This is a genomic window from Helicobacter sp. 23-1048 (assembly GCF_053654545.1).
The window spans coordinates 814,631-838,989 of sequence record NZ_JBSIUT010000001.1 but is presented as its reverse complement, the minus strand read 5'-3'; the positions used below and the strand labels follow the sequence as shown (position 1 = coordinate 838,989).

Genomic DNA, 24,359 nt, shown 5'->3' with positions numbered 1-24,359 from the left:
ATGCCAGAAGATAATAACGATTTTTTTGGGAATCTTGGCTTAGAGCTAGAGAGCGAGAAGAGTGATACAGGCTCTGGTGGCTCTTCTGTAGATTCGGGAAATACCAAAGAAAAAATTGATGAGATTTCCAAAAAGGCTATTAAAATGCTGGGTGAGGGAAATATATTCCCGCTACCTGAGAATTTTGAGAGCCTCTTTGAGCGACTTCTTAAGCAAGATAGTGATAAGGAAACGCGCAACAAGATTCTCAAAGTTATGGAATCTCGCAATACGCTTACTAATTCTGTCGCACTCGAAAAGGGCATTAACGAAAGTTTTACTAACTTAAAAGTTATTTTGCAAAACATCGGAGCGGTGTGTCAGCAGTTAGAAAGTATTGAAAAAAAGGCGCGACAAAAATTAAGCGAAATTGATGATATTCAAAATCCCCTCACTATAAAAACCTCGATAAAAGTCCTACTAAGCGAAGTGCAAAGTGGCTACCACACAACTTTTGAGCAGATTAAAGACATTGCGAAAAACTACACCCGCACCTATGCTAGCATTGTTGATATTCGCAAAAATTCAATGTTTGACACCGTGCTTGGCGTTCATAACAAACGATTTTTCCTTACCAAAATGGAACAAGAACGCGTGGTTGATAAAGAATTTAGCGGTCCTAATGCGGTTTTTGCCCTAGAGCTAGCTCCTAGCGTGTTTGCCAAAGTCCGTGATAAAAATTCCCTCCTTGCTGTGTTAAAAATGGTAGCAAAGATTTTACACGATGAGATGAGTAGAAATGATTTTATTTGCCACTTGGGCGAGGCAGATTTTGGTATTTTTGTCAAAAACTTGCAAGCCTCACAAATTGAATCTCTTGCAAATTCTTTCATCTCTCGCCTGCAAGAAAGCAATGTATTTGTCAATGAAGACAAAGTCCCCCTTAATGTCATAATGGGGGCAAGTGTATTTAACACTGAAATTAGCGCGCAAGATAATGTAAGAAATGCCAAAGTTGCCGTGCATAAAGCAAAAACGCAAAGCAAAAACTTTGAAACCTATGCACCCGGCGATGAAGCCTCTCTAAAGAGTGGTGAGAAAGAAGACAATGACGCTGGAAATATTGAAATATCCTAATCCTATCTTACGCAAAAAATCTCAACCTGTCGAAACATTTGATGAGGCACTCCATACATTGCTAGATAATATGTATGAAACAATGATAACAAGCAATGGCGTGGGGTTAGCTGCTATCCAAGTAGGGATAGAGCGACAAATCCTCCTTATCAATATCCCGCGCGAAGATGGCGAGCAGTATAAAGAGGACTTGCTCGAAATCATCAACCCCACATTTCTAAAGCAAGATGGTGAGATTGAATGGAATGAAGGCTGTCTTAGCGTGCCAAATTTCTATGAAAACATTATACGCTTTAATGACATTACCTTAGCGTATAAAAATCGGTTTGGCGAAGATAAGATTCTTAAAGCGAGTGATTTTCTTGCTGTGGCAATCCAGCACGAAATCGACCACTTAAATGGAATCTTATTTGTCGATAAACTCCCTATTTTACGCCGTAAAAAATTTGAAAAAGAGCTTAAAAAAGCTCAAGCTGAAGCAAAAATACAACAAAAAGAACACAACAACAAAACAAAAAAGCAAGGACAAAGAACAAACCAAAGAGCACAAGCAAGCAATGAGTAACAAAATCTTTTGTGCAAGCCTTGAGGGCACACAGACAAAAATCGTTGAAATAGAAGCCGCTTTCACTAGAGGTTTGCCAAACTTCTCTATCACGGGGCTTGCTACAAGCTCTATCCAAGAATCTAAACAACGAGTGCAATCTGCGCTAGCAAATTGCAACTTCACACTACCACCGCTTAAAATCACTATAAACCTCGCGCCCTCTGATATTGCCAAAAGCGGAAGTTATTTTGATTTGCCAATCGCACTTGTTTTGCGAGCTGATAGCAGGACAAACACAAATAATCAGCAAGATATACACGACTTAGATTCTCAAAATCCTACTACGAATACTTCACTGCAAAATGAATTTGATGGTTGGTTTGCCTTTGGTGAGCTGGGGCTTGATGGAGATATTAAATACACACAAAGCATATATCCACTCCTTTTTGATATAGCTCTCACACATAAAGGCGCAAATGTCATCGTGCCACAATGCGCGCGCAAAATTTTAGAAGTTATCCCAAACTTGCGCTTGCATTTTGCCCCAAATTTGCAAAATGCCATAGAGATTCTCACTTCGCCACTGCCAAAGCAACCACAAGAGCCAGCTAACATAGATTTAGGATTTGAAAGCGTTGAAGTAAGTGGTGAGCGATATTTTTACACTACGGATTTTGATAAAGACTTTAGCGAAGTAAAAAACCAAGAAATCGCCAAAAGAGCTGCGCTTATCGCAGCGACAGGATTCCATAATATCATTTTTGAGGGCTCTCCGGGCTGTGGGAAAAGTATGATAGCCAATCGTATGCGCTACATTCTCCCACCCATAAGCCTCAAAGAAATGATGCAAACTCTCAAACTCCAATCCCTAAATGCGCAAGATTGCCTTTATAGCCCACTGCGTCCGTTTCGCAATCCTCATCAAAGTGCCTCTAAGGCAAGTATTTTAGGCTCTGCGACACAATATGAACCAAAACCCGGAGAAATCGCGCTCGCGCATAATGGAATCTTATTTTTTGATGAGCTCCCACATTTTAAACGCGATATTTTGGAATCTCTGCGCGAGCCACTTGAAAACAACAAAATGGCGATTTCGCGCGTGCATTCAAAGTTAGAATATGACACGGCATTTCTTTTTATCGGGGCGCAAAACCCCTGCCCTTGTGGAAATTTACTTAGCCAAAGCAAAGAGTGTCGTTGTCAAGATAAAGACATTGTAGCGTATAAAAATCGCCTAAGCGAGCCATTTTTAGATAGGATTGATATGTTTATACAAATGAATGAAAGTGTGAGCAGTGAAGATTCTAAAACGCAAGAATGTTTAGATTCCACGCAAATGCAAAATTTGGTCTTCAATGCCTTTAAATTTGCTAAACAACGAGGGCAACAACATTTTAATGGCAAACTTAATGAAAAAGAGATTGAGCAATTTTGCACGCTAGATGATGAGGCTAAAAGCCTGCTTACTCAAGCCTCACAACGATTTGCCCTAAGTCAGCGCGCCCAAGATAAACTCAAAAAAGTCGCACGCACGATTGCAGATTTAGATAGCAGTGAAATTATTGCTAAAAAGCATTTACTCCAAGCCCTATCCTATCGCAAAATGTGGTAGCACATCTAAATGATAGAACAAAGACTTGCCTAAAATAAGAGAATCTTGCATTCTCTTATTGAGACTTTGTGCATATTGCTTAAAAATCATAAGTCAAGCTAAGATAATAGCGTCTGCCCTCGCGGATATAGTTGTAATTATTTGCCCACGCCGTTGAAGTCGCTGTTGGGTATTGCTCATAATCCACAAAGTTGCGATTAAGCAAGTTATACACAGCAAAGGTTAGGCGCATATTTTTGGTAATATTGCCATAGACGCCCAAATGCGTTAGCAAAATCGGCTTGTAATATTCGCCAAGTGTGGCTGCTGCGGTGTTTGGCGTGTTTGGATTCCCGCGATAGAGATGTGTTTTTACCTCTTGTCGTATGTATGCGCCAAAGTAGCGTGTGTCATAGTTTATGCTCGCATTGACAGAGTGAAGCGGGACATTAGTAAGTCTTTGGTCTGTGCTACCTGTCGCGCCTTGTGCGGTGCGAGAGATATAAGTGTGGTTGTATGTATATGCGGCATCCGCACTGATTTCGCCATAGCCTACGCCGATAGGTTTTAGCCCTAGTGCGACTTCTGCGCCATAGGACTTTGCCTCACCTAGATTTGCATAATACGAGCAGTTGTTGCCTCCTGTTGCGCCACAGGTTTGCCCTGTGTTGCCAACGATTGTCCCTGCTGCAAATCCTCCCACGCTTGTGATTCTGTCTTTAAAGTCTGTCCAAAATCCCGTAACGCTTAAACTAAAATAATCATTATCGCTCAATGCGCTTAACTCATAAGTTACGCTTGTTTGTGGAGTTAGGTTTGGATTCCCATAAGTTGGGCTTGCTCCAGAAGCAGAAAAACTCACAATTCCATTGACAAGTTGATTAAGTGCTGGGGATTTATATCCTGTGGATACACCACCTTTGAGGGTTAGCCAATCATCAATGACATTGTAGGCGATATACGCGCGTGGGGAAAAATTACTTCCAAAAACAGAATTAAAGTTCCCTCTTCCTCCAAGTGTCAAAAACACTCTATCAAAGAGCATAAACTCGCCCTCCGCATACACCGCACCGATATGTTGCTCTTTGAGTGAGCTCGCACCTTGTGCAACTACTTGGAGCAATTTATCATTAAAGGTATTATACCAATAGCGCGCACCAATGCCTAGATTTAGCCCACCCCACGAGCCAAAGTTAAAAAACATTTTCTCTTTGTGGTCAAAGATTACATCATTTGCGGTTAAGTCTCTATCATCGCCTGCGGTTACGCCATTAAAAGGACCATTAGCAAGTGTCCCACCCGGAATATTTGTATTTTGTGGCACGGTGCGTCCGTCATTTTGTGTGAAATTCCACTGCAAAGTGTTATCTAACCCCCACGATTCAAATGTCGCGCCCTCGTTGTAGTAGTATTTCCCTTTATGCGCTAGGACGACATTTGCCTGATAAATGTTGTAATCTGGGGCATAGCCATTGTTTCGCCTTAGGTTATTTGTATCATTGCCCGGTTGCCACCCTTGAGACCAATTTGAGAGGAGCAAACCATCGGAGTTATCAAAAAGTTGCGCGCCATAATTCAAATCCAAATATACAGAATCTCGAGAGTCATTACCTACTTGGGCGAGTGAATTCCACTGCAAGCGTCCGCCGATATTATACATTTGTCCGGGTGCTATGCCTACAAGCGTGCTAGCTTGCGCTGTATTTGCACTTAAATGTGGTAGGACTAAGTTTTTTAGCGGGACGCCAAAACGCGCATATTGACTCCCACGCAGAGTGAGCCCCCAATTTTTTGCTTCATTTAGCGGTCCTGCGGTATAGAAGCTAAAGCCTTGGCTATGTCCAAACCGCTTTTCTTCTTGCAAGGTGGTGTTGAGCTGGAGGCTTGCACCCCACTTCTCAAAATTCTTTTTGGTGATGATATTTACCACACCGCCCATAGCATCGCTACCATAGAGTGTGGAGGCAGGACCACGGATTACTTCGATACGCTCAATGGCACTCATCGGCGGGATAAAGTAATTTACCGCACCACCAAAGCCATTGGGAAATAGCGCGTCTCCACCTGTGGTTACACGATTGCCATCGATGAGAGTAAGCACATCGGTTGAGCCACGAATAGAGATATTATACCCGCTCGTTTTTGACACGCCACTATCGATGCTGACACCGGGCACATATTGTATCGCTTCGCCCAAATCCCGCACAGGACGGCTCATCACTTCTTTTGGACTTACTGTGCTGATACTCGCAGGAGCAAGGGTGTATTCTTGTTCGTGTCCGCTTGCGGTAACCACAGATTTTTCTAATCGCACTTTATCACTTGGTGCAGAAGGGATAGAAGATTGTGTATTTGGAGAATCTGTATCATTTTGGGCAAGAAGTAACGGGGTGGCATTATTGTTTAATGATTGCCCCCCCCCCGCTCGCTCTTTTGTCTCTTTTGCAGAAATATTACTTATCAATATAAATGCTAAAGTTGCACTTACTAACGCTTTTGTTTGCATTATCGCTCCTTTTTAATGTTTTATTTTGCACTTATTGTGAGTATTTTCATTTATCGTAAAATAATGATAATAACTTGCAAATTGTGCGAGGAAGTTTATAAGTTTTATTCTTAAATACTGCTTAAAAAGAAAGAAAAATTGAAATTTTTGTGAAAAGTTATGGTTGCTTTATCCCATTTTGTATGTTTTGGGAATCTTGCAATGGATTTTGGACAATGCGCTCTAAGTTGGCAAGGGCTAGGTGTATTTTGTGCTCAGATTGGTTAAAATGCAGTCTTGCTTGAGAGAGCGCGACTTCGGCATTAAGAAGTTCGCGTGAAGTTTCGATATTTTGTTTGTAGCGATTTTGGACTATCTTATAGTTCTCTTGCGCCATTTTCACGGCATTTTTTGCCACCTTATATTGTGTTTTTGCCACACTTAAATCATCTAATGCCTTATTGAGCGAGAGATTAAGCTCTTTTTTCATATCACTTATTTGACTTTGTAGGGCTAAATATTCATAGCCTTTTGCCTCAATGCTAAATTTATCGCCAAACCCACTAAAGAGATTCCAAGAAAGGCTAAGTTGTGCGCGAGAGTTTAGATTCGCCCCAGAATAAGTAGGTGTGGCAGCACTTCTCTCATACCAAAGACGCGAGTAACTCACATCAACAGAGGGCAAAAATGTTCCCCACGAGGCTTTCTTTTGAGAATCTAGCGCGTTAAGAAGTTTTTGCATATACAGATATTCCGAGCGTGAGGCAAACATTTGGTGTTGCAAATCTTCGTATTGAAAGTCAAGTTTTTCCGTGTCAGCTTGGAGGCTTAAGGGCTCAAGCGTATCGACATCAATCTCTTGCATAATGAGTTTTTGAAGTGAGAGCAACGCGTAATTAAGGATATTTTTATCATTACTCTGTGTGATTTTGGCATTTGCAAGTGTAACCTCAACGCTCAATAAATCACTCTTCGCTCGAATACCCTGCTTGTAGAACTCTTCTGCTTGGCTTCTTTGGAGCTCTAAGAGGCGGATAGATTCTGTTGAAATAGCAAGATTATCGCGCGCTTGGAGGATTTGGATATACAAAGTCTTAGCAAGCAAAATAATATCCTCTCTCGTGGCTTCATATAGATAATTCTGCGCAGAAAGCAAATGTTGATACTGCTTAATGGCATAAAAATCCCTTAATCCATTAAAAAGATTAAAATTTGCATTTAAGTCGGTTAATCCAATCGTGTAATCCCCGATACTGCGATTAGAACGAGTAAGAGAATATTTTAAATCAAGTTTTGGGGAGAGTTTGGCATATTGGGCATACATTAGATTCTTGCTTTGGGCACTTAGGTGTTCTTGTTCTTTTACTTTATCGCTATTTTCTATGGCAAATGCGATGACTTCGCTAAGGTTTAAGCTAAAAAGTGGGGTTGCATACAACGCAAGCAAAACACCAATTCGCACAAAATTTTTCATTTCCACCACCATATTTATGTGATTTTATAACGCCATTTAAAAAACACGAGCAACGCACACGGAATCACAAACACACTCAACACCCCGCTAAAAAGCAAACCACCAATAATCACACTGCCAAGCCCACGATAAATTTCACTCCCTGCTCCACCAAAAACCACCAAAGGCAACAAACCAAATACGCTTGTAAGGATACTCATAGAAATCGGTCGAATGCGACTTTTTGTAGATTCTATAATGCTTTGAATATGGGGCATTCCATAGCTTAGATTAAATTGTGTTTGGTAGATAATCAAAATCGCATTATTTACCACACTTCCAACCAAAATAATAAAGCCAAGCAGGCTTAACATATCAAGGTTTTGTGAATGCAAAAATGTATCCACCAATCGCAATCCCATCAATCCTCCAGCCACAGCAAAAGGCACGGTGAAAATAATAATAAATGGATAAGAGAAATTCCCATACAATGCACATAAAATAAGGTAAGTGATAAAGAGCGCGAGGCAAAAACCAAAAAATAACTCTCCTCTAGAATCTTGTAAATCCTTTGCCGCACCGCCAAAGACTAAACGATTATCACGCAATTCACCGCTAGATTCCAACTCTGGGATAATTTCTTGCTTAATAGTTTGTAAAATTTCCTCGATTGGGATATTGGCTGGAGGGCTTAACACAAGCAAAATGGTGCGCTCTCTCTCATAGTGTCGCACTTGTGCCATTGTGTATTCTTGCCTTATATCACTAAGCGAGCTTAGCGGGACAATCTTGCCACTTGGAGTATAAATTTGTATAAAGCCAATATCCTCTGGGCTTTGAAAGTCAATACTTTCCTTTGCCCTCTGCACGCTTTGTGCGCTTAAGTCTGGCAGGGCTTTAAGCACCAAATCAATCGTCTTGCCACTTGGCGTTTTAAACTCATCAATTTGCTTGCCATCAAGCACCACATCTACAATTTCACCAAAACTCTTCGCATCAAATCCATTAAGTGCCAAAGCAACATAATCAGGATAGAGCATAATTTCTCTGTTGGTGTTTTCTAAAGCAGGCAATGGACGCACTTGCATTGAGGGAATCTTCGCCTTAAGTGCGTTTTGGAGACTAATAGCCGTAGAAATAATAGAATCTAGCTCCTCTCCCACAATATTGATATAAATGCTTTGCGTGCTTGAACCTTTATCAAAGATTCCTTGCTGGACGATTGAGGCTTGCAAATCAGGGATATTTTGGATAGTTTTCCTTATTTGTGGAATAAGTCGTGCGACTTCATCTGGATTACTTGAAGTTACTCCAAGCTGCATATAGTTTTCATTACCTGTGAAAAATAAATGCTTAATAGGGGGCAAATCACTGCTTGATTTTTGTCTATACCCTAATGATTCTATCAGATGCTTATTTTGGAGAAAAATACTCTCTCCGATTTCTTTGCGTTGCTCATAAGAAGTGCCCGGTGGTGCGTTAAGATAACCAATGATAAAGTTTTGATTCCCTTTTGGGAGATAATCTAATTTTGGGAAAAGAATTAAGGATATAAGCACACACAACCCCATAAACGCAAGGATAAAACGAATGCAATTTTTTGGGTTGGCTAGCAAATCCTCTAGCTTTGCCATAATGAGGCTTTGTGCTCGGATTCCAATATCGTGCAAAGAATCTAATGCCCTGCCCTGCTTGCAAACAACAACTGCGTTTTGCAAGCAAGGTGTGAAATTTTTTGTCGCATTTTTTGTCGCCTCGAATGCGTGGCTACTTGCAATCCTATCAAGTGGCTTTTTGAGAGATTCTCTCTTATCTATGTATTGTTGAGCTGCATTCCACGCACGCAAGATATGGGGCAAAAGGCTCTTTATCACATTTACAAATCCTCCCCAAAATCTTGCAAACACATTTGGAATCTGCAATGCAAGATGCTTTAGATTCTCAAAAATCCGCAAAGCAAACGCCCTGCATTTTGCAAAAAGGGGGCGTATTTTTGCAAACGCTTGCCATAATTTAAGGGGGGCTAACGCCTCACAAAGGTGAGTGTAAAGCAGAGCAATCTTTGGCTTCACACTCTTGTGCAAAAATATCTTCACTTCCTTGTATCGTAGCTCCACGCTTTTTTTATCATTAAAAAGTGCAAAGTTATAAAGCATCGAGGGAATCACAAAAAGCGAAACAAAAAACGAAATCCCAAGTCCAAAACACACACTAAGTGCAATATCATAAAAAAGCTGTCCTAAATCCTCACCCATATTCATAATAGGGATAAAAATAGCAATGGTCGTAACCACAGAAGCAAAAATCGCCCCGATAACCTCACGCACACCATTAACACAAGCACTAAAATAATCTTTGTTTTCTTTGAAATGGCGTGAGATATTTTCCACCACCACAATGGCATTATCAATAAGCATACTCATCGCAAAGCTAATACCCGCAAGTGAAATCACATTGAGGCTTCTACCAAGCAAATTTAAAAAGAAAAACGCACTTATCACGCAAATTGGCATACAAAGTAGCACTACAAACATACTATACCAACCCCGCAAAAACACATATAACACAACACACGCGAGTATGATTCCCAAAATGATGTTACCCTTTACCACGCTAATGGCTGAGAGGATATAGCCCTCTTGGTCTCTACTCCATACAAGCTCCAACCCATTGTCTTTTAAGATTCCATCATTAAGCTCTTGCACGACACGGCGTGTTTGCTTAGAGAGCTCAAGCACATTGGCATCAGTCATTGGCACGATTTGCACGCTTAGCGCACGCGTATCATTTAAGAATCCATAGCTTGTCTGCTTGGCAAATCCCTCACTTACCACCGCTAAGTCCTGCAAATAGAGAATCTTGTTGTCAAAATGTTTAATGGGCGTGTGCAAAATATCACTTGCGTTGCTAAATTCAGATTGCACTTTGATTTTGTATGTGCGCATTCCATAATCTAAACTCCCAGCTGTGGTGTTTTTATTATGATTTGTAATCGCCTTTATCACTTCATTGATAGAGACATTATGAAAGGCAAGTTGTTTAGAATCGAGCAAAATGTGCATCTCACTCGCACGCCCACCGGGATAAAATACTTCTCCCACACCCTGTATGCGCTCTAAATGTTGTAAGATATAATCTTCAAAAAAAGTCTTATAAGTATCTACTTCACGCTCATTGCCCTCCAGCGTGCGCATAAACAAATAAATCGCAGGTGGGATACTCTCGCCACTTATAGCAATGACAGGTTTATCCACATCATTTGGATAACCCTTTATCTCGTCCATTTTTGCACTCACTTTAAGTAAGGCGACATTTACATCAACTCCACCCTTAAACTCTAACCCCACAATCCCCCTGCCAGAGCGTGCCGTAGAGGTAATATACTCTAATCCCTCTATGCCTTTTAAATATTTCTCTTGGCGGTTGATGATTTCTTTTTCGATTTCTTGCGGTGTCGCACCAGCCCAATTTGTGTAAATACTAATCACAGGTCTGCTCACTTCAGGCATTAGTTGATAGGGCATTTTGCTTAAACCTAAAAATCCAAAAAGAAGCATAAATACCACACACACAAAAACTACCATTGGCTTTTTGAGGGAGAATGAAACTATGTTAATCATTGGATTTGTAAGTATCTATGGTGTTTTGGAGTTTTTGCTTAAAATTGCCTTGCGGGAGCAAAATTGGCAACACATTCAAAAAAGATTCAAATTCTTTTTGAGGATTTTTTAGAGAATCTTTAAGCGAAGATTCTCTCACGCTTGTGCCATTTTTTAGCCTATCTTGCCCGCGAATGACTACTAAATCTGTGGGCTTAAGATTCCCTCGAATAATGGCGTTTTGCCCCTGCATACTGAGCACTTCCACAGGGATAGCATACGCCTTATCCTCACGCACGACAAATACACTTTGCGCACCTAAGTAATTCACCACAGAATCACGCTCCACCATATTTCCCTCAATCTTCCCCCCACTTGAGAGGAGCACGCGTGCGGCATTCCCATCGACAAAGCTCCCATCATTTTCTACTGCGATATGCACAGGGAAAGTGCGCGTGTTACTATCTGCGCGCGGGATAATGGCATAAATTTTCCCCATATAATTGCGCTTTTCAATCTTTACGCCTACTTCTTGTCCATTTTTGAGATACCCAAGCATAGAGCTAGGCACATCGACAATCACTTCGGCACTCGTGGTATCTAAAATCTCGCAAATCGCATCACCCACCTCAATCCACTCGCCACGATTGATTTTTTTATCCACAATCACGCCTTTTATAGGAGCACGAATGGTTTTTTTTGTAAGCTCCATTTTGGCAGATTCCAACTCTGAGCTTAACGCGGCAATGTTTGAACTTTGGGATTTTTGCTCATATTCGATACTTTCATATTGTTGCAATGAGACAGATTCTGTGCGCAAAAGATTTCTATATCGCCCCAACTCTCGCTCTTGACGCTCATTGGTATATTGTGCTTCTTTGAGTCGAGCTTGTTTGCTTTGGATTTCTTTTTCTAGCACATCGGCATTGATTTGGGCGAGCTTTTGGTCGAGTTTGACATAATCCCCCACAGCAAAATCCACCTCCTCTACCACACCACGCGTTTGTGAAGCGACTTTAGAGCTTTGCATAAAGTGCAATGTGCCGATAAAGGCATTTTGTGATTCTAAAATTCCCTTAGTTATGGGTTTAGTGATGACTGCTACCTCTTCAGCATATACACAAAAATGGCTTATTAGTAGCAACACAAGTATTTTTCTCATCGCCTATCTCCTTAAAAGCGATTTATTAAGCAAAAGTGTAGCAAAATTTATGCGTTTTTAAGCATTACAATGTGCTTTTTGCTATAATCCAAACCTTAAGGGCATAGCAGGTGGTTGCTTTTTGTAATGCAAAAAGAGGAAAGTCCGAGCTACAAAAGACAGGATTCCATTTAACGAATGGCTGGGGAAACTCAAGGGAAAGTGCAACAGAAAATAACCGCCAAGTTTATATGCGAGTCATTGTGCTACTTTGCTGCCTTAGATTCTATTAAGTCTTGCTTTTTAAAAGTGTTTTATAGAATCTAAAAGCGTTCTTGGTAAGGGTGAAAAGGCGGGGTAAGAGCCCACCGACTTTTTAGTAATATGAAGTGCCGTGCAAACCCAATCCGTAGCAAGAAGAGTAGGTAAAAGTCTTATAATCTAAATCTCTTCGCTTGAGGGATATAGTGATATATCTCCTAGATAAATAGCCACCCTAAGACAGAACTCGGCTTACGCTATGCCTTTATCATAAATGTCTAAGCGGGTAATAATTTTTTATAAGATGCAAAAGAATCTTTGTCATCAAGTGAATAAAAGAACTTGCGCAAAAGTGTGCCTAATGTCTCAATCTCCTCCTCGCTAAACATTGGCAAAAACACACGCTCATATTTGACAATCATATCAAACATTTCAAGCACAATACTTTTACCCTTATCAGTAAGCAATATAAGATTCTCTTTGCGATTATTGGGGTTTTTTTGACGCACAACAAGACCAAGTTTTTCTAAATTATCAATAAACCCTCGAATGGTATTTTTATCCACTTCTAGCAAATGGGCAATTTCGATTTGAGAAATCTTATGCTTGCCTGCAATAAAGAGGATTCCCACTTCACGCTCATCACTTAGCCCCCAAGCACTCTCGTGCACTTTGTTGCGTATTTTTTCTTTCATTATGCAAGCAAGTTTCCCACACATAAAGGTTATTGATTTATCATACACTTCTTTACAAGCCTTTCTTTAAGACATAAATTATCATAACGAAATATTATAGTATAAAAATAGTATCTTTACGCCAAAAATACAATGCAATAAAAAAATTTGTATGACTTACTTAAATTTTACGCTATTGAGTGCAGTTTCTATAATCTGTGCGCGTCTATCCATTTCTTCAAAGCTCTCCACACCATCAAAATAAGCAAGAAACTTATCGTGCAATCGTTGGAGATTCCTATAAGTATCCATTGCCCTTTGCCCGTGCTCTGTGATTTTTGTGCCAGAATCTTTCCCCCCACCAGCACTTGAGATGACCAAACTCTCGGGGCTTGAAAGTTTATTAGCGATGTCAATCCCATCCCACGCAGCCTTGTAACTCATTCGCATTTGTCTTGCGGCCTTTGAGATTGAGCCACTTTGCTTAATGCGCTCTAAAAGCTCAATTCTCCCGAGTCCTAAGTAGTTTTTACCACTTTTTTTAATCCAAAACCTAGAGTAAATTTCCACAAGTGCCTCCTTAAGAATATAAATATAGGATTTATGGTGTTTGTGCATACTTTAAATACAATGTAATTATACAAAAAAAACCTATATAAACCACATTTATGCTAAAATTAAAGTCTAACCCTAAGTAATATATACAAAATTAGAGCAAAAGGACGAAATTAAAATCACTAGAAAATTAAATTTTATGGGGATAAATATTTTTGGAATACCATTTGCTTTTTAGCGACAAGGACAACTAAAAAATTACATCAAAGTCAAAGGAATGTTAATGAAAAATGTAGCGTTAAAAGGTTCTCTCATCACAGCGATTATGCTTGGAGTTGGCGGTTGTAGTATGATGGGCACAGGTGCAGATTCAAATGCGCTTGTCCCTCCAAGTGCGCAAGGGGGGTTGTCGCCTCAAGCACCGATACAAGCACCAACTTATCCGCCAATGCCGACATACAACCCAAACCCTAATCTGCTTCAAGCGCAGAATCCTAACTATCCAAAAAAGATAGATACTTTGGTAGTTGATAAAGTTGAGATTGCTGGACTTAAGCCTGAGAATAAAGAAGAACACAAGTTTGAGAGAGATGAGGTGCTTACGCCTACTAATCGCCCAAATGATAGCATTATCCCTAACTCACCAATGCTCACAGAAAATAATGTGATTGAGCTTAATGCTGTGGGAATGGGGATTCCCCCAGAGAGCACTATCTCTCCGGGACAAGCAATGGCGTTAGCAAAGCGTGCTGCAATCATTGACGCCTACCGACAAATCGGCGAAAAAATGTATGGTATCCGCTTAAATGCGCAAGATACCGTCAAAGATATGGTGGTGCAAAACTCTAGTGTCAAAACCAAAGTTGAGGCCCTCATTCGTAATGCTGAAATTAGCGAGAGTGTGTGGAAAGATGGCGTAATGCAAGTTAGTATGCAGCTAAAACTTGATGGCAGGATTTGGCATCGCGTGCTAATGGGTAACAAATAAACACCCTTGGTAGAATCTTTAATCCTTAAAGATTCTCTCACATCACCTAAGATAAAGAATTTCTATGCGTTACTTTCGCTATGGTATCTCTATTGTTTTAGCCTTTGGTCTAGGAGCTTGTGCAAGTTTCTTAGAATCGCTTGGCTTGCAGGACAATAAGCCAAAATTCGGCGAAGAAGAAACCATAGAAGTTCCCACAAAATTTAAAATCCTCCAAATTCGCTCACCACAATTTTCATTTTATGATTTCGCCACATTTAAATTTAAGAAAAAAGAAACTGAAATAGAACTCTACAAACTTGGCAAGCGCATAGGCAAAATTACCATAAAAAAATCTGACATTTGCTTTAATACCGATTGTCGTGGCAAATGGCTCACATCAAGGGGATTTTTTGGTGATGTAGGGTATGGTGATTTGTTTGAGGATATTATTTTAGGTCGTGATATTTTTAATAACGAGGGCAAGCAAATAAACGAAAAAGGCGCGCTTGTCCAGCACTTTGTGAAGTCCAAGCAAGAAATTTATTATGAGCGTGCGAATGACTACACTTTCTTTCACAATATCACAACAGGCGTTTTAATAGGAATCCAAGACTACAAAGTCAAAAGCACAACAAAAAAATAACCATAACTTACTATTAGGAGAGCAAAATGATAAAAAAGATTTTTGGTGCAGTGCAAGGCGCACTAGACTTCATTGCAAAATATTTCAAGGTATTTGTGTTTTTGTTTATCGTGGCGTTGATTTTATCCCCTAGTGGCGAGCCTACGCAGATTCCAAACCTTGCTAAAATCGAGCTAAAAGGCGCGATTATAAACGCAAATGCTGTGCGCGCACAAATCGAGCAAATCAACAAATACCCCACCATAAAAGGTGTGCTTTTAGTGATTGACTCACCGGGTGGCGCGGTGGGTGCGAGCGTGGAAATCGCGGACTTAATCAAAGAGCTCAATGCCAAAATCCCCGTAGTCGCGCACGCTCAAGGCACTATGGCAAGCGGAGCGTATTATGCAGGGGCATACTCTCGCAAAATCTATGCAAATCGCGGGAGCTTGGTAGGGAGCATAGGCGTGATTTTCCCGGGTAGCAATATCGAGGAGCTGCTAGGCAAAATCGGCTACAAGCCCTCCGTGCTAAAAGCGGGCGAGTATAAAGAAATCGGCACGCCATATCGCGCGTGGAGCGAGGAGGAACGCGAGTTTTTGCAAAATCTCATAAATGAGGAGTATGACATTTTTGTGAGTGATATGGTGGAGGCGCGAGGGCTTAAAAAAGAGGATTCTGCAAAATTTGCAGAGGGCAAGATTTTCACGGCAAAATCCGCTTTGGAGCTAGGGCTAATAGACGCGCTAGGCTCGCAAAATAACGCCATAGAGGAGCTAAAAAATTTAAGCAAAGTAAAGCAAGAGCGGTGGCTAAAAAAGGATAAATTTGAATCCTTTATGGATAGCTTGATAGAGGGGAGTGCTAGCCTTGTGCTTGGCGCATTTAGCGGGCTAAATAGCACACTTGGCGGGTTTTCGTTGCGCTAAATGCTTGTAAAATTGCGCGAAGTTTGTGGATTTAAATTTTAAAATTTAAAAGGCTAAAATAAGGGAGCAAATGCAGATTTTACACGATTATTTAACCGCGATTTGTGGGATAAAAGAGAGCGACAAAGAGCATACGCATCGAAGCGCGTTAGAGCATTTATTTAAGGCGATTTTGGCGCATTTGACAATCACGCACAAAGATTTTAGCAACATTGCCATTATCCACGAGCCAAATAACGACAAAAGCGAAAACAAGGCTGGTGCGCCTGATTTTCTTATTCAACAAAACGGCTTATCACTAGGCTACATTGAAAATAAACGCGTGAATGCGGATTTAGCGCGTCTCATCGATGAGTCAAACGCAAATCCACGCGAGCAAATCGCCAAATATCTCACGCTAAGCGACAATCTCATTCTCACCGATTATCTGCGCTTTTTACGCATCGCCAAAGATGACAAAGGCAAAATCGCAATCACCCAAGAAATCACCATTTGCGCCATAAATGAGATTCAAGCAATTCTCAAAAACAAATCCGCACTAGAATCCAAACAAAGCGAAATCTTAGATTTTTTCGCCCTCTTTTTTAGCTCCACGCCAAAGCCCATAAACACCGCCCTAGAATTTGCAGAATCCCTAGCACAGCGCACACGGCTTGTATTTGACATTCTCACACAAAACCCGCAAAATCCCCAAATATCCACGCTTTACCAAAATTTTAGGGATATTTTATATAAAGATTTGGATTTTGAGTCCTTTTGCGATAGCTTCGCTCAAACGCTCACCTACGCGCTCTTTTTAGCACGGCTAAACAACTCCACAGAGCCAAACCAAAGCGAATCTATTGATTTATACAATGCCAAAAAGTTTATCCCCAAATCTTTTCCCCTCATTCGCGCGATGAGCGGATTTTTGGATAATTTAGATGAGTTAGATTCGCTAAAATGGCTGATTAAAGAGATTTTAAGCATTATAAATCACATCGACCCCGCGCAGATTACCATAGAGCTAAACAAAATCGCGGATAAAGATTTACTAGGCGATTACCTGCATAAAGACCCGTATTTGCATTTCTATGAGACTTTTCTCTCTCAATACGACCCGCGATTGCGCGAACTTCGTGGCGTGTATTATACGCCCTTTGCGGTTGTGAGCTTTATCATAAATGCGATAGATTCCACACTTAAAGCCGACTTTGGCGAGGCAAAAGGACTCGGTAGCGCACTCAATAACGACAATATCACGCTACTAGATTTTGCCACAGGCACGGGGACATTTTTATTACAAGCCTTTCGCAAGGCGTTAGAATCCACGCCTAAAAATTCGCTCCATTATAAACCCAAAAATTTACTCAATCGTTTTAGTGGCTTTGAGTTTCTCATCGCGCCCTACACAATCGCGCACCTTAAAATCTCACAATCTTTCAAAGAAGAGTTTAACGCACCATTAGAGGACAATGAAAATCTCAATATTTTGCTGACAAATACGCTTTATGACAAAAGCGAAAAGGACGAGCGCGAATCAAAAAGCAACCTTTTCACAGGAATGATTGAGTTAGCAAACGAATTTTTAGCCTCCCAAAAAGTCAAAAATAACAATATTCTTATCATCACAGGCAACCCGCCGTATAATTATGAAAGCATAAATCAATACGACTACATTTACACGCCCAAAGATTCAAAGCCCAAAAAATTAAGCAAAATCCAAGCGCATTATTTTTATTGCGGAATCCAAACAAACGCCGATAAAGGCGACAAAATCGAGCCTATTTATATTAACAAAAAAAATCCCAAAGGCTTGCAAGATGATTATGTGAAATTTATACGATTCGCCGAATCCAAAATCCAAAGCCAAGAAAACGGCATTGTTGCAATCATTTCAAATAATGGATTCATCGATAATCCCACATTTCGCGGTATGCGATGGCATTTGCTAAACACATTTGACAAAATCTACATTGTGGATTTGCACGGCAACGCTAGGAAAAAGGAAGTCGCGCCCGATGGCAACAAAGATGACAATGTCTTTGACATTATGCAAGGCGTGTGTATAAGCGTGTTTGTGAAATTACACAACCAAAATAAGCCCACGCCACCGATTATAAAGGTTGAGTCGCCTCCGCATATCAAATGGGAAACATACACAAACACGCCACAATGCAAGGTTTATCATTATGATTTATACGGCAGACGCAAGGACAAATACGCCTTTTTGCAAGGCAACTCTCTTAAATCTGTCGCGTGGAGCGAACTTGCACCAAAAGCCCCATTTTATCTCTTTATCCCGCAAAATGAAGCATTGCGCAGTGAATACGACAAAGGCATAAGTGTAAAGGATATGTTTAGGGTTTCTAGCGTGGGCATTGTAAGTGGCAAAGATTCAATACTAATTGCGCCAAATGAGCAGATTTTAGAATCGCAAATCAAAGAACATTATAAAGAATTTGATAAAATTTTATGCAAAGATATTGCCTATCGTCCGTTTGATATACGCAAGATTTATTATGATAAAACTAAAATAGATAGACCAAGAAGTGAGGTTATGAAGCATTTTATTTTGCCATTACAAAACAAGATTAAAGATTCCCCCTCCCTTGCGGAGGGGGTTAGGGGGTGGGTAAAAACCAATAAACACCAAAACCACCGCCAACTTGCACCATATATGAAAGAGTTTAGCCGACAAATGCGCAAAAATCCCACTGACGCAGAAAATAAACTTTGGCAAGAATTGCGTGGCAAAAAGCTAGGCTTTGGATTTAGACGGCAATTTGTGATTGATTCTAAATATATTGCGGATTTTGTGTGTTTAGAAAAACGGCTTATTATCGAATGTGATGGCGGACAACATAATCAAAATTTTGAGGATATTGAGCGCGATTTTTATTTAGAATCACAAAATTTTAGAATTTTGCGTTTTTGGAATAATGAGATTTTAGAAAATTTAGAGGGCGTTTTATGCGTGATTAAAGAGACTTTGGAATCTGATTTTGCTGACACAAAATCTACCCACCCCCTAACCCCCTCCGCAAGGGAGGGGGAATTGCAGGGTAGCACTCCACAAAATAATGCAGAATTTAGAAGTAATGATAATGTGGGATTGGTATGTGATAAAGGTTGCAAATTACAAAATGTGGATAATTTTTTCGTAGCAAATAATATTATTGATAAACACTTAAATGGTGGTTCTGGGTATGCTTTTCCACTTTACCTAATCGAATCCGATTTGCGAATCGAAAACTTCACGCCTACATTTCGCGCATTTGTGGATAAAAAATATGGACAAATCTACGCGCCTGAAACAATTTTGGGATATATCTACGCAATTTTATATCACAAAGATTACCGCGAAAAATATGTGGATTTTTTGAAAATCGACTTCCCAAAAGTGCCATTTGTGAAATCTAAAAAAGACTTTTTGGCATTAAGTGCGCTTGGGTGTGAGCTAGTTGATTTGCACCTAATGCGCGTGGATTTGAGCGGTGAGTCTGTGGGCGAACCGATTTTTAACGATACTGCAAACAAAAATGAGAGAATTGAAAAAAACGCCTACAATGCCGAATCTAAACGGCTTTTTGTTAATGCAAGTTTGTATTTTGACAAAGTAAGCGCGGAAGTGTGGGAGTATAAAATCGGTGGCTACGCGGTTTTAGACAAATATCTCAAATCCCACAAAGGCGAATCTATCGACTATACTCACTTTGAACGCATTATCAAAACCTTGCATAAATCCTTGCAAATACAAGCCAAAATCGCGCAAATATCGCTATGATAAATGCGACATTATAATTTTTCGATATAATCGCATATCAAGTGTCGATTTTAAGGATAATAAATGCCCAAGCTAGACGGATTAAAAGAGGATTTAGGATATTTTAAGTTTTGTTTTGGGATTGTTGTGGCGACTTTTTTAGCCCTTGTAGGCTGGATAGCGACAAACTACAACAATGCTCAAATGTGGCTTGTCATCGTTGCTTGCTGCACTTCTTTGATATTTGCTGTGCTTGCGATATTTCTCAACAAAAAAATGAGAAAAATCATCAAAGAAATCTACAAAATTAACAAAACAAAAAAGGAGAAATAAAATGGAATATGTGATTTTTGGGGCGATTTTTTTGGCATTTTGCGCGATTGCGTATAGCATTTACAACGCTACTTTAGAAGAAAATTATTAAATCTAGCACTCTTAAATAAAAGCGCGTTTGCAGGGTTTAAATTCTAGAATTTAAAGGGGTGAAAATGCGTTATACATTGCTCATATCCACGCAAGATAGCGCGGGGCTGGTGTATAAAATCTCGCGTGTGCTCTATGAAGCGGGGGCAAATATACAGCGACAAGATGAGTATGTCGATAGCGAGCATAATCTGTTTTTCCTGCGGACTTGCTTTGTGGTGGAGGTTTGTAATGATAGTTTGGATTTTAGCGGGGGTTTAAATTCTAAAAGAGATTGCCACGAATCGCGTTGCGATTCTCGCAATGACTCTACCCTCCCCCTAACCCCCTCCGCACGGGAGGGGGAAGATTCAGAATCCGTGCTAGATTGCAAATTTATAACAGACATACAAGACAAACTAAAATCCATTTTGCCAAGTAGTGCGCAAATCGCGCTAAAAAAGGCAAGCAAAAAATCGCTAGTGATTTTAGCCACCAAAGAAAATCACTGCTTAGGCGACTTATTATTGCGCGAGGAGAGTGGCGAGCTAAACGCCAAAATAAAGGCTGTGATAGCCAATCGAGCGGATTTGCGCGATTTGGTAGAGCGGTTTCGCATTCCGTTTTTTTGGGTGGATAGCGAGGGGATTTCACGCCAAGCACACGAGGCGAAGTTACGCGAGATTATCGATAGATTCTCCCCTGATTTGCTTGCTTTAGCGAAATATATGCGGATTTTGTCCCCTGATTTTGTGGCGCGTTATGCGGGTAAAATCATCAACATTCATCATAGCTTTTTGCCCGCATTTATCGGGGCAAATCCCTACAAACAAGCCCACCAAAGAGGCGTGAAAATCATCGGCGCGACCGCGCATTTTGTAACCGACAAACTCGATGAAGGACCAATCATCGCCCAAGACATTATCCACATAAACCACGCGTATAGCTGGCGCGATATGCAAAAAGCGGGGAGAGATGTGGAAAAGTCCGTGTTCGCCCACGCGCTTGATTTGGTGCTAAATGACAGGGTGTTTGTGAGCGGGAATAAAACGATTGTGTTTTAGGGGGATTTCAAGTCTAAGTCTAATTTGCTTGTGGTGGCTCGCTCATAGCGATGACTTTCGTGCGACAAACAATGTCATATAAAGTTTTAGAATCTTTGCGAAAAAGTGCGATTAAGATTCCAAAAATGCTCACCACGCTTACAATCCACAAAACATAACGCAAAAATGCTATAAAAAAGCTAGGCACTTCTTGCGTGCTAGGAGCAGAATCTACGCTAGCATTGTGTTGGTGGGTGTTTTGTGCTTGTGGATTGTCTCTTATGAGCTTTAAGCGCACATAGCGGTAGCCAAGAGATTGCCCGCTAAGCGAAAACATAATAGAGAGGATTATGCCAAAGAGTAACCCACAAACAAAAATCACGCCCTGATTCTCTACAAATGCCTCCTTTGAGCCTAAAACCACATAAGTAGCGATGTATAAAATTGGCATATTTATCATAAACATATCAGTAATAAAGGCTATAATGCGCTGTGATAGGTAAAATGGAGCTTTTTTAGGTGATTTCGTATCGTTGTAATCGTTGGCTTGTTTTTTTGCGCCCTTTTTGACATCACGCCAACGCATTTAGTTCCCTCTACTGCCCGGCTTTATTGCCTTTGAGCCATTTTTACATAATGGACAGTTTTGTGGCTCATAGATTTCAAACTCAAAATCTGCTAGGGCAAAAAGTGGCTTGTCTTGTGGGAGTTTGGCTTGAGGTTTGCGCGATATGGGAGAATCTACGCGCTTGCAAAATCCCCGATTTGCCAACCCAGCGAATCCCACAACTTCACCACCTAAAGCCTCTACACAATGCGCAGATTCTAAAGCAGAACCACCTGTGGTGATAATATCCTCACAAATTAAAATTTTCTCACCTTTGCTTACTTCAAATCCCCTGCGTAAAGTCATCACTCTCTCCACACGCTCGGTAAAAATAAAGCGCACGCCTAATGCCCTCGCTAGCTCATACCCTGCTAAAATCCCACCTAATGCGGGCGAGCAAATACAATCAATGCTAAGCCCAAAATCCAAAATCTTGCGTGAGAGTTCCTCAGCAAGTCTTTGAGCTATTTTTGGATTCTCTAGTACTTTGGCAGATTGCAGATAAAAAGCTGAATGATTCCCACTGCTAAGCAAAAAATGCCCCTCTAAAAGAGCGTTTGATTGTGTGTAAATTTCCCTGACATCAAGCATTATTTTTCTCCATTACATAATGATAAAATACATATTAAAATTTAAAACTATACTGCAAAAAGTTCATACTTATACTATCTTTTACATCATAATCAAGCATATCAAAGCCGACAAAAACTTCGTGGTATTTATAGTTAAACACAGGACCAAAGGCAATAGTGGGCAAAAATCCTACCTTTCTCTCTGCGCGAGGAGCAGTGCCTGCATATTCGTGCGTGAGATTGCGTATCCCATAGCTAAGGAGTCGCACCTTAAACCCAAAATACTGATGAAAGTAAGCGCGATATTCTGCTGAGATTCCCACACGCCAAATGCTAAAATCACGCTGTGGAAAGCTAATATGATAACTTCCAATAGCATTACCAAATCTATCAGCAAAGGCAAATATACGCAAAGAGTTGTTTTGCTGAACCACGAAATTGTATCCCACTTGCGTGCCTATGTAATACCCAAATCCACCCTTTGGATTATACGCTACACCCACATCAACGCCTGCATAAAATTTATTACGCACATCTCTATCATCTGGAATCTTTTCATCGACAAGCCGTGCTAAAAGCTTGGTTTTAGTCTTTGCGACTTCTTGTAAAACCTCATCTTGTGGCATTAAGTCGTTTTCTAATTCAAGTGGTTGTTTGTTTGTGATACTGATAGATGCCGCACTCACCACCATACAAAACGCCCAGCACAACAATAAAACTTTTTTCATCTCTTTAGAATCCTAACTTTATTTTAAAATACAATCCTAGCTGTATTTTAGCATTTATTTTGAGGAACAATGGCGAGTTGATGAAATTTTATGCTACAATCTTACGACAAAGTGGCGAAATAACTACATTATGTAAAATAACACTTTAAAGGATACAAAATGAAAAAATGGCAACAATCATTAGGGATTTTAAGTATAGCGTGTGTGAGCTTTTGTGCGAATGCAAGTGCTTTGGAATTCATAGAAGTAGGGAATAAATCACTTGGTATGGGCGGAGCTGGAGTAGCGTTTAAAAACAACTCACAAAGTTTGTTTTTCAATCCTGCGCTTATCGCAAATAATAGTTACTTTGAAGTAGGATATAGTGCTGGTGGCACTTTCAATGAAAAAAATATGCTTAAAGTAGTTTCTAGCGAACTCAACAACATACAAGATGTGCAAAACTTTAACACTCTCCTAAAAGACAATGAGTTACGAGCGCGCTTGCAAGGCGCACTTTCGCTAAGAATTGGGGGACTTGGCTATGGCACAGCTGGAATTGGTGTAGTGATGAATGCTTATGGCACAGCGGGCTTTAGCGGGTATTTACCAACTAATCGAAACAATGTCAATGGCGCAGGGATTAACTTTAACTTTGCTTCTGTGAGGCTTACTGAAGTCCCGCTTGCGTATGGAGTGGAGTTAGATGGACCGATTGGCACATTAGGACTTGGCGTGAGTGTGAAATACTTAAGCGCAAGCTTTCAAAAGAGCGTTACCCCGCTTGATACAAATTTCGATGTGAATAGCACCATAGAGCGAATCAAATTTGGTAGTGGAGAAAGTCGCTCAAACTTCGGCGTGGATTTGGGGCTAACCTACTCGCCAATCTCAGATTTATACATTGGTTTAGTGGCAAAAAATCTCAATAGCCCGACATTTGCCTTTAGTGATTATGATTTAAAAATCCGCCCACAGGTGCGTGCAGGAGCGAGCTTTAGTGTGCTAGATTCTATCACTATCGCTGCTGATGCGGATTTGACAAACAATGATGTCATTTCTCTTGGCAATGGAATCATTCATTCACAAAAAATTGGTGTGGGGGCGAGTTTTGATGTTGCCTTTTTTGATTTGCGCGTGGGCATAGCAAAAGACTTGCGACAGGATAATGGTGCGATTGTATCACTTGGACTTGGTGGATTTGGAATCTTAGATGTAGCACTCGCTGTCTCTACACAAACAAGCCCATACACAAATGGGAATCAAATCCCACGCTATGTGGCAATCCAAATAGGCGGAGGATTTAGTTTTTAACGCTTCTAAAATTTCGCGCAGGAGAT

At 40.5% G+C, this 24,359-nt stretch carries 19 protein-coding genes and 1 other RNA gene; 11 read left to right on the top strand and 9 right to left on the bottom strand.

Going from position 1 to position 24,359, the window contains the following annotated elements; translation table 11 throughout:
* Genes ACWIWK_RS04175 through ACWIWK_RS04165 form a run of 3 tightly spaced genes read left to right on the top strand, consistent with a single transcriptional unit; the run spans nucleotide 1 to nucleotide 3,275 of the window.
* Nucleotides 1-1,116: a GGDEF domain-containing protein gene (locus ACWIWK_RS04175; protein ID WP_454151115.1), complete on the top strand. Its 1,116-nt coding sequence runs from the start codon at nucleotides 1-3 to the stop codon at nucleotides 1,114-1,116.
* A complete protein-coding gene (def, locus tag ACWIWK_RS04170) occupies nucleotides 1,088-1,681 on the top strand; it encodes a peptide deformylase (protein ID WP_454151113.1) in 594 nt (197 codons plus the stop codon). The genes ACWIWK_RS04175 and def overlap by 29 nt, the downstream gene beginning before the upstream one ends.
* Entirely contained in the window at nucleotides 1,674-3,275 is a 1,602-nt protein-coding gene (locus ACWIWK_RS04165; RefSeq protein WP_454151111.1) for a YifB family Mg chelatase-like AAA ATPase, read from the top strand. Before def ends, ACWIWK_RS04165 begins: the two co-directional genes overlap by 8 nt.
* Before the next feature lie 79 nt (nucleotides 3,276-3,354).
* On the opposite strand, the gene ACWIWK_RS04160 is transcribed toward ACWIWK_RS04165, so the two are convergent.
* From ACWIWK_RS04160 to ACWIWK_RS04145, 4 genes are all read right to left on the bottom strand, one after another.
* On the bottom strand, nucleotides 3,355-5,760 hold the full coding sequence (locus ACWIWK_RS04160) for a TonB-dependent receptor domain-containing protein (protein ID WP_454151109.1): 2,406 nt from the start codon (nucleotides 5,758-5,760) through the stop codon (nucleotides 3,355-3,357).
* A 157-nt stretch (nucleotides 5,761-5,917) separates the two neighbouring features.
* Nucleotides 5,918-7,213, bottom strand: coding sequence for a TolC family protein (locus ACWIWK_RS04155; protein ID WP_454151107.1), 1,296 nt, complete (start codon nucleotides 7,211-7,213; stop codon nucleotides 5,918-5,920).
* Nucleotides 7,214-7,227: 14 nt separating this feature from the next.
* Nucleotides 7,228-10,812 carry an efflux RND transporter permease subunit gene (locus ACWIWK_RS04150; RefSeq protein WP_454151105.1) on the bottom strand — a complete coding sequence of 1,195 codons (3,585 nt, stop codon included), beginning with the start codon at nucleotides 10,810-10,812 and terminating at the stop codon, nucleotides 7,228-7,230.
* Nucleotides 10,805-11,953: an efflux RND transporter periplasmic adaptor subunit gene (locus ACWIWK_RS04145; RefSeq protein WP_454151103.1), complete on the bottom strand. Its 1,149-nt coding sequence runs from the start codon at nucleotides 11,951-11,953 to the stop codon at nucleotides 10,805-10,807. Before ACWIWK_RS04145 ends, ACWIWK_RS04150 begins: the two co-directional genes overlap by 8 nt.
* Nucleotides 11,954-12,051: 98 nt before the next feature.
* Between ACWIWK_RS04145 and rnpB the strand changes: the two genes are divergently transcribed.
* An RNA gene (gene rnpB, locus ACWIWK_RS04140) (RNase P RNA component class A) lies at nucleotides 12,052-12,463 on the top strand.
* A gap of 8 nt (nucleotides 12,464-12,471) precedes the next feature.
* Here rnpB and ACWIWK_RS04135 read toward each other — a convergent pair.
* Together ACWIWK_RS04135 and ACWIWK_RS04130 are read right to left on the bottom strand one after the other, a co-directional pair.
* On the bottom strand, nucleotides 12,472-12,936 hold the full coding sequence (locus ACWIWK_RS04135) for a MarR family winged helix-turn-helix transcriptional regulator (RefSeq protein ID WP_454151102.1): 465 nt from the start codon (nucleotides 12,934-12,936) through the stop codon (nucleotides 12,472-12,474).
* Nucleotides 12,937-13,044: 108 nt separating this feature from the next.
* Entirely contained in the window at nucleotides 13,045-13,437 is a 393-nt protein-coding gene (locus tag ACWIWK_RS04130; protein ID WP_454151100.1) for a winged helix-turn-helix domain-containing protein, read from the bottom strand.
* Nucleotides 13,438-13,705: 268 nt separating this feature from the next.
* On the opposite strand from ACWIWK_RS04130, the gene ACWIWK_RS04125 reads away from it, so the two are divergent.
* From ACWIWK_RS04125 to purU, 6 genes are all read left to right on the top strand, one after another.
* On the top strand, nucleotides 13,706-14,410 hold the full coding sequence (locus ACWIWK_RS04125) for an LPP20 family lipoprotein (RefSeq protein ID WP_454151098.1): 705 nt from the start codon (nucleotides 13,706-13,708) through the stop codon (nucleotides 14,408-14,410).
* 64 nt (nucleotides 14,411-14,474) lie between these two features.
* Entirely contained in the window at nucleotides 14,475-15,035 is a 561-nt protein-coding gene (locus ACWIWK_RS04120; protein ID WP_454151096.1) for an HP0838 family lipoprotein, read from the top strand.
* A 26-nt stretch (nucleotides 15,036-15,061) separates the two neighbouring features.
* Nucleotides 15,062-15,943 carry a signal peptide peptidase SppA gene (gene sppA / locus ACWIWK_RS04115; RefSeq protein ID WP_454151094.1) on the top strand — a complete coding sequence of 294 codons (882 nt, stop codon included), beginning with the start codon at nucleotides 15,062-15,064 and terminating at the stop codon, nucleotides 15,941-15,943.
* A 70-nt stretch (nucleotides 15,944-16,013) separates the two neighbouring features.
* On the top strand, nucleotides 16,014-19,709 hold the full coding sequence (locus tag ACWIWK_RS04110) for a type ISP restriction/modification enzyme (protein WP_454151092.1): 3,696 nt from the start codon (nucleotides 16,014-16,016) through the stop codon (nucleotides 19,707-19,709).
* Nucleotides 19,710-19,772: 63 nt separating this feature from the next.
* Complete coding sequence (locus ACWIWK_RS04105; RefSeq protein WP_454151091.1) at nucleotides 19,773-20,021, top strand: hypothetical protein; 249 nt, start codon at nucleotides 19,773-19,775, stop codon at nucleotides 20,019-20,021.
* A gap of 155 nt (nucleotides 20,022-20,176) precedes the next feature.
* Nucleotides 20,177-21,154 carry a formyltetrahydrofolate deformylase gene (gene purU, locus ACWIWK_RS04100; RefSeq protein ID WP_454151089.1) on the top strand — a complete coding sequence of 326 codons (978 nt, stop codon included), beginning with the start codon at nucleotides 20,177-20,179 and terminating at the stop codon, nucleotides 21,152-21,154.
* Nucleotides 21,155-21,173: 19 nt separating this feature from the next.
* Here the strand turns inward: purU and ACWIWK_RS04095 are convergent, their stop codons facing one another.
* The 3 genes from ACWIWK_RS04095 to ACWIWK_RS04085 are packed head-to-tail and all read right to left on the bottom strand — an operon-like array spanning nucleotide 21,174 to nucleotide 23,040.
* The gene (locus ACWIWK_RS04095; protein ID WP_454151087.1) at nucleotides 21,174-21,719 is read right to left on the bottom strand and encodes an RDD family protein; all 546 of its coding nucleotides are present in this window, start codon (nucleotides 21,717-21,719) and stop codon (nucleotides 21,174-21,176) included.
* Nucleotides 21,720-22,331, bottom strand: coding sequence for an orotate phosphoribosyltransferase (gene pyrE, locus ACWIWK_RS04090; RefSeq protein ID WP_454151085.1), 612 nt, complete (start codon nucleotides 22,329-22,331; stop codon nucleotides 21,720-21,722).
* Nucleotides 22,332-22,365: 34 nt separating this feature from the next.
* Nucleotides 22,366-23,040: a hypothetical protein gene (locus tag ACWIWK_RS04085; protein WP_454151083.1), complete on the bottom strand. Its 675-nt coding sequence runs from the start codon at nucleotides 23,038-23,040 to the stop codon at nucleotides 22,366-22,368.
* 159 nt (nucleotides 23,041-23,199) lie between these two features.
* Between ACWIWK_RS04085 and traF the strand changes: the two genes are divergently transcribed.
* Nucleotides 23,200-24,333 (top strand): conjugal transfer protein TraF, encoded by a 1,134-nt coding sequence (gene traF / locus ACWIWK_RS04080; protein ID WP_454151081.1) that lies wholly within the window; start codon nucleotides 23,200-23,202, stop codon nucleotides 24,331-24,333.
* Nucleotides 24,334-24,359: the final 26 nt, after the last annotated feature.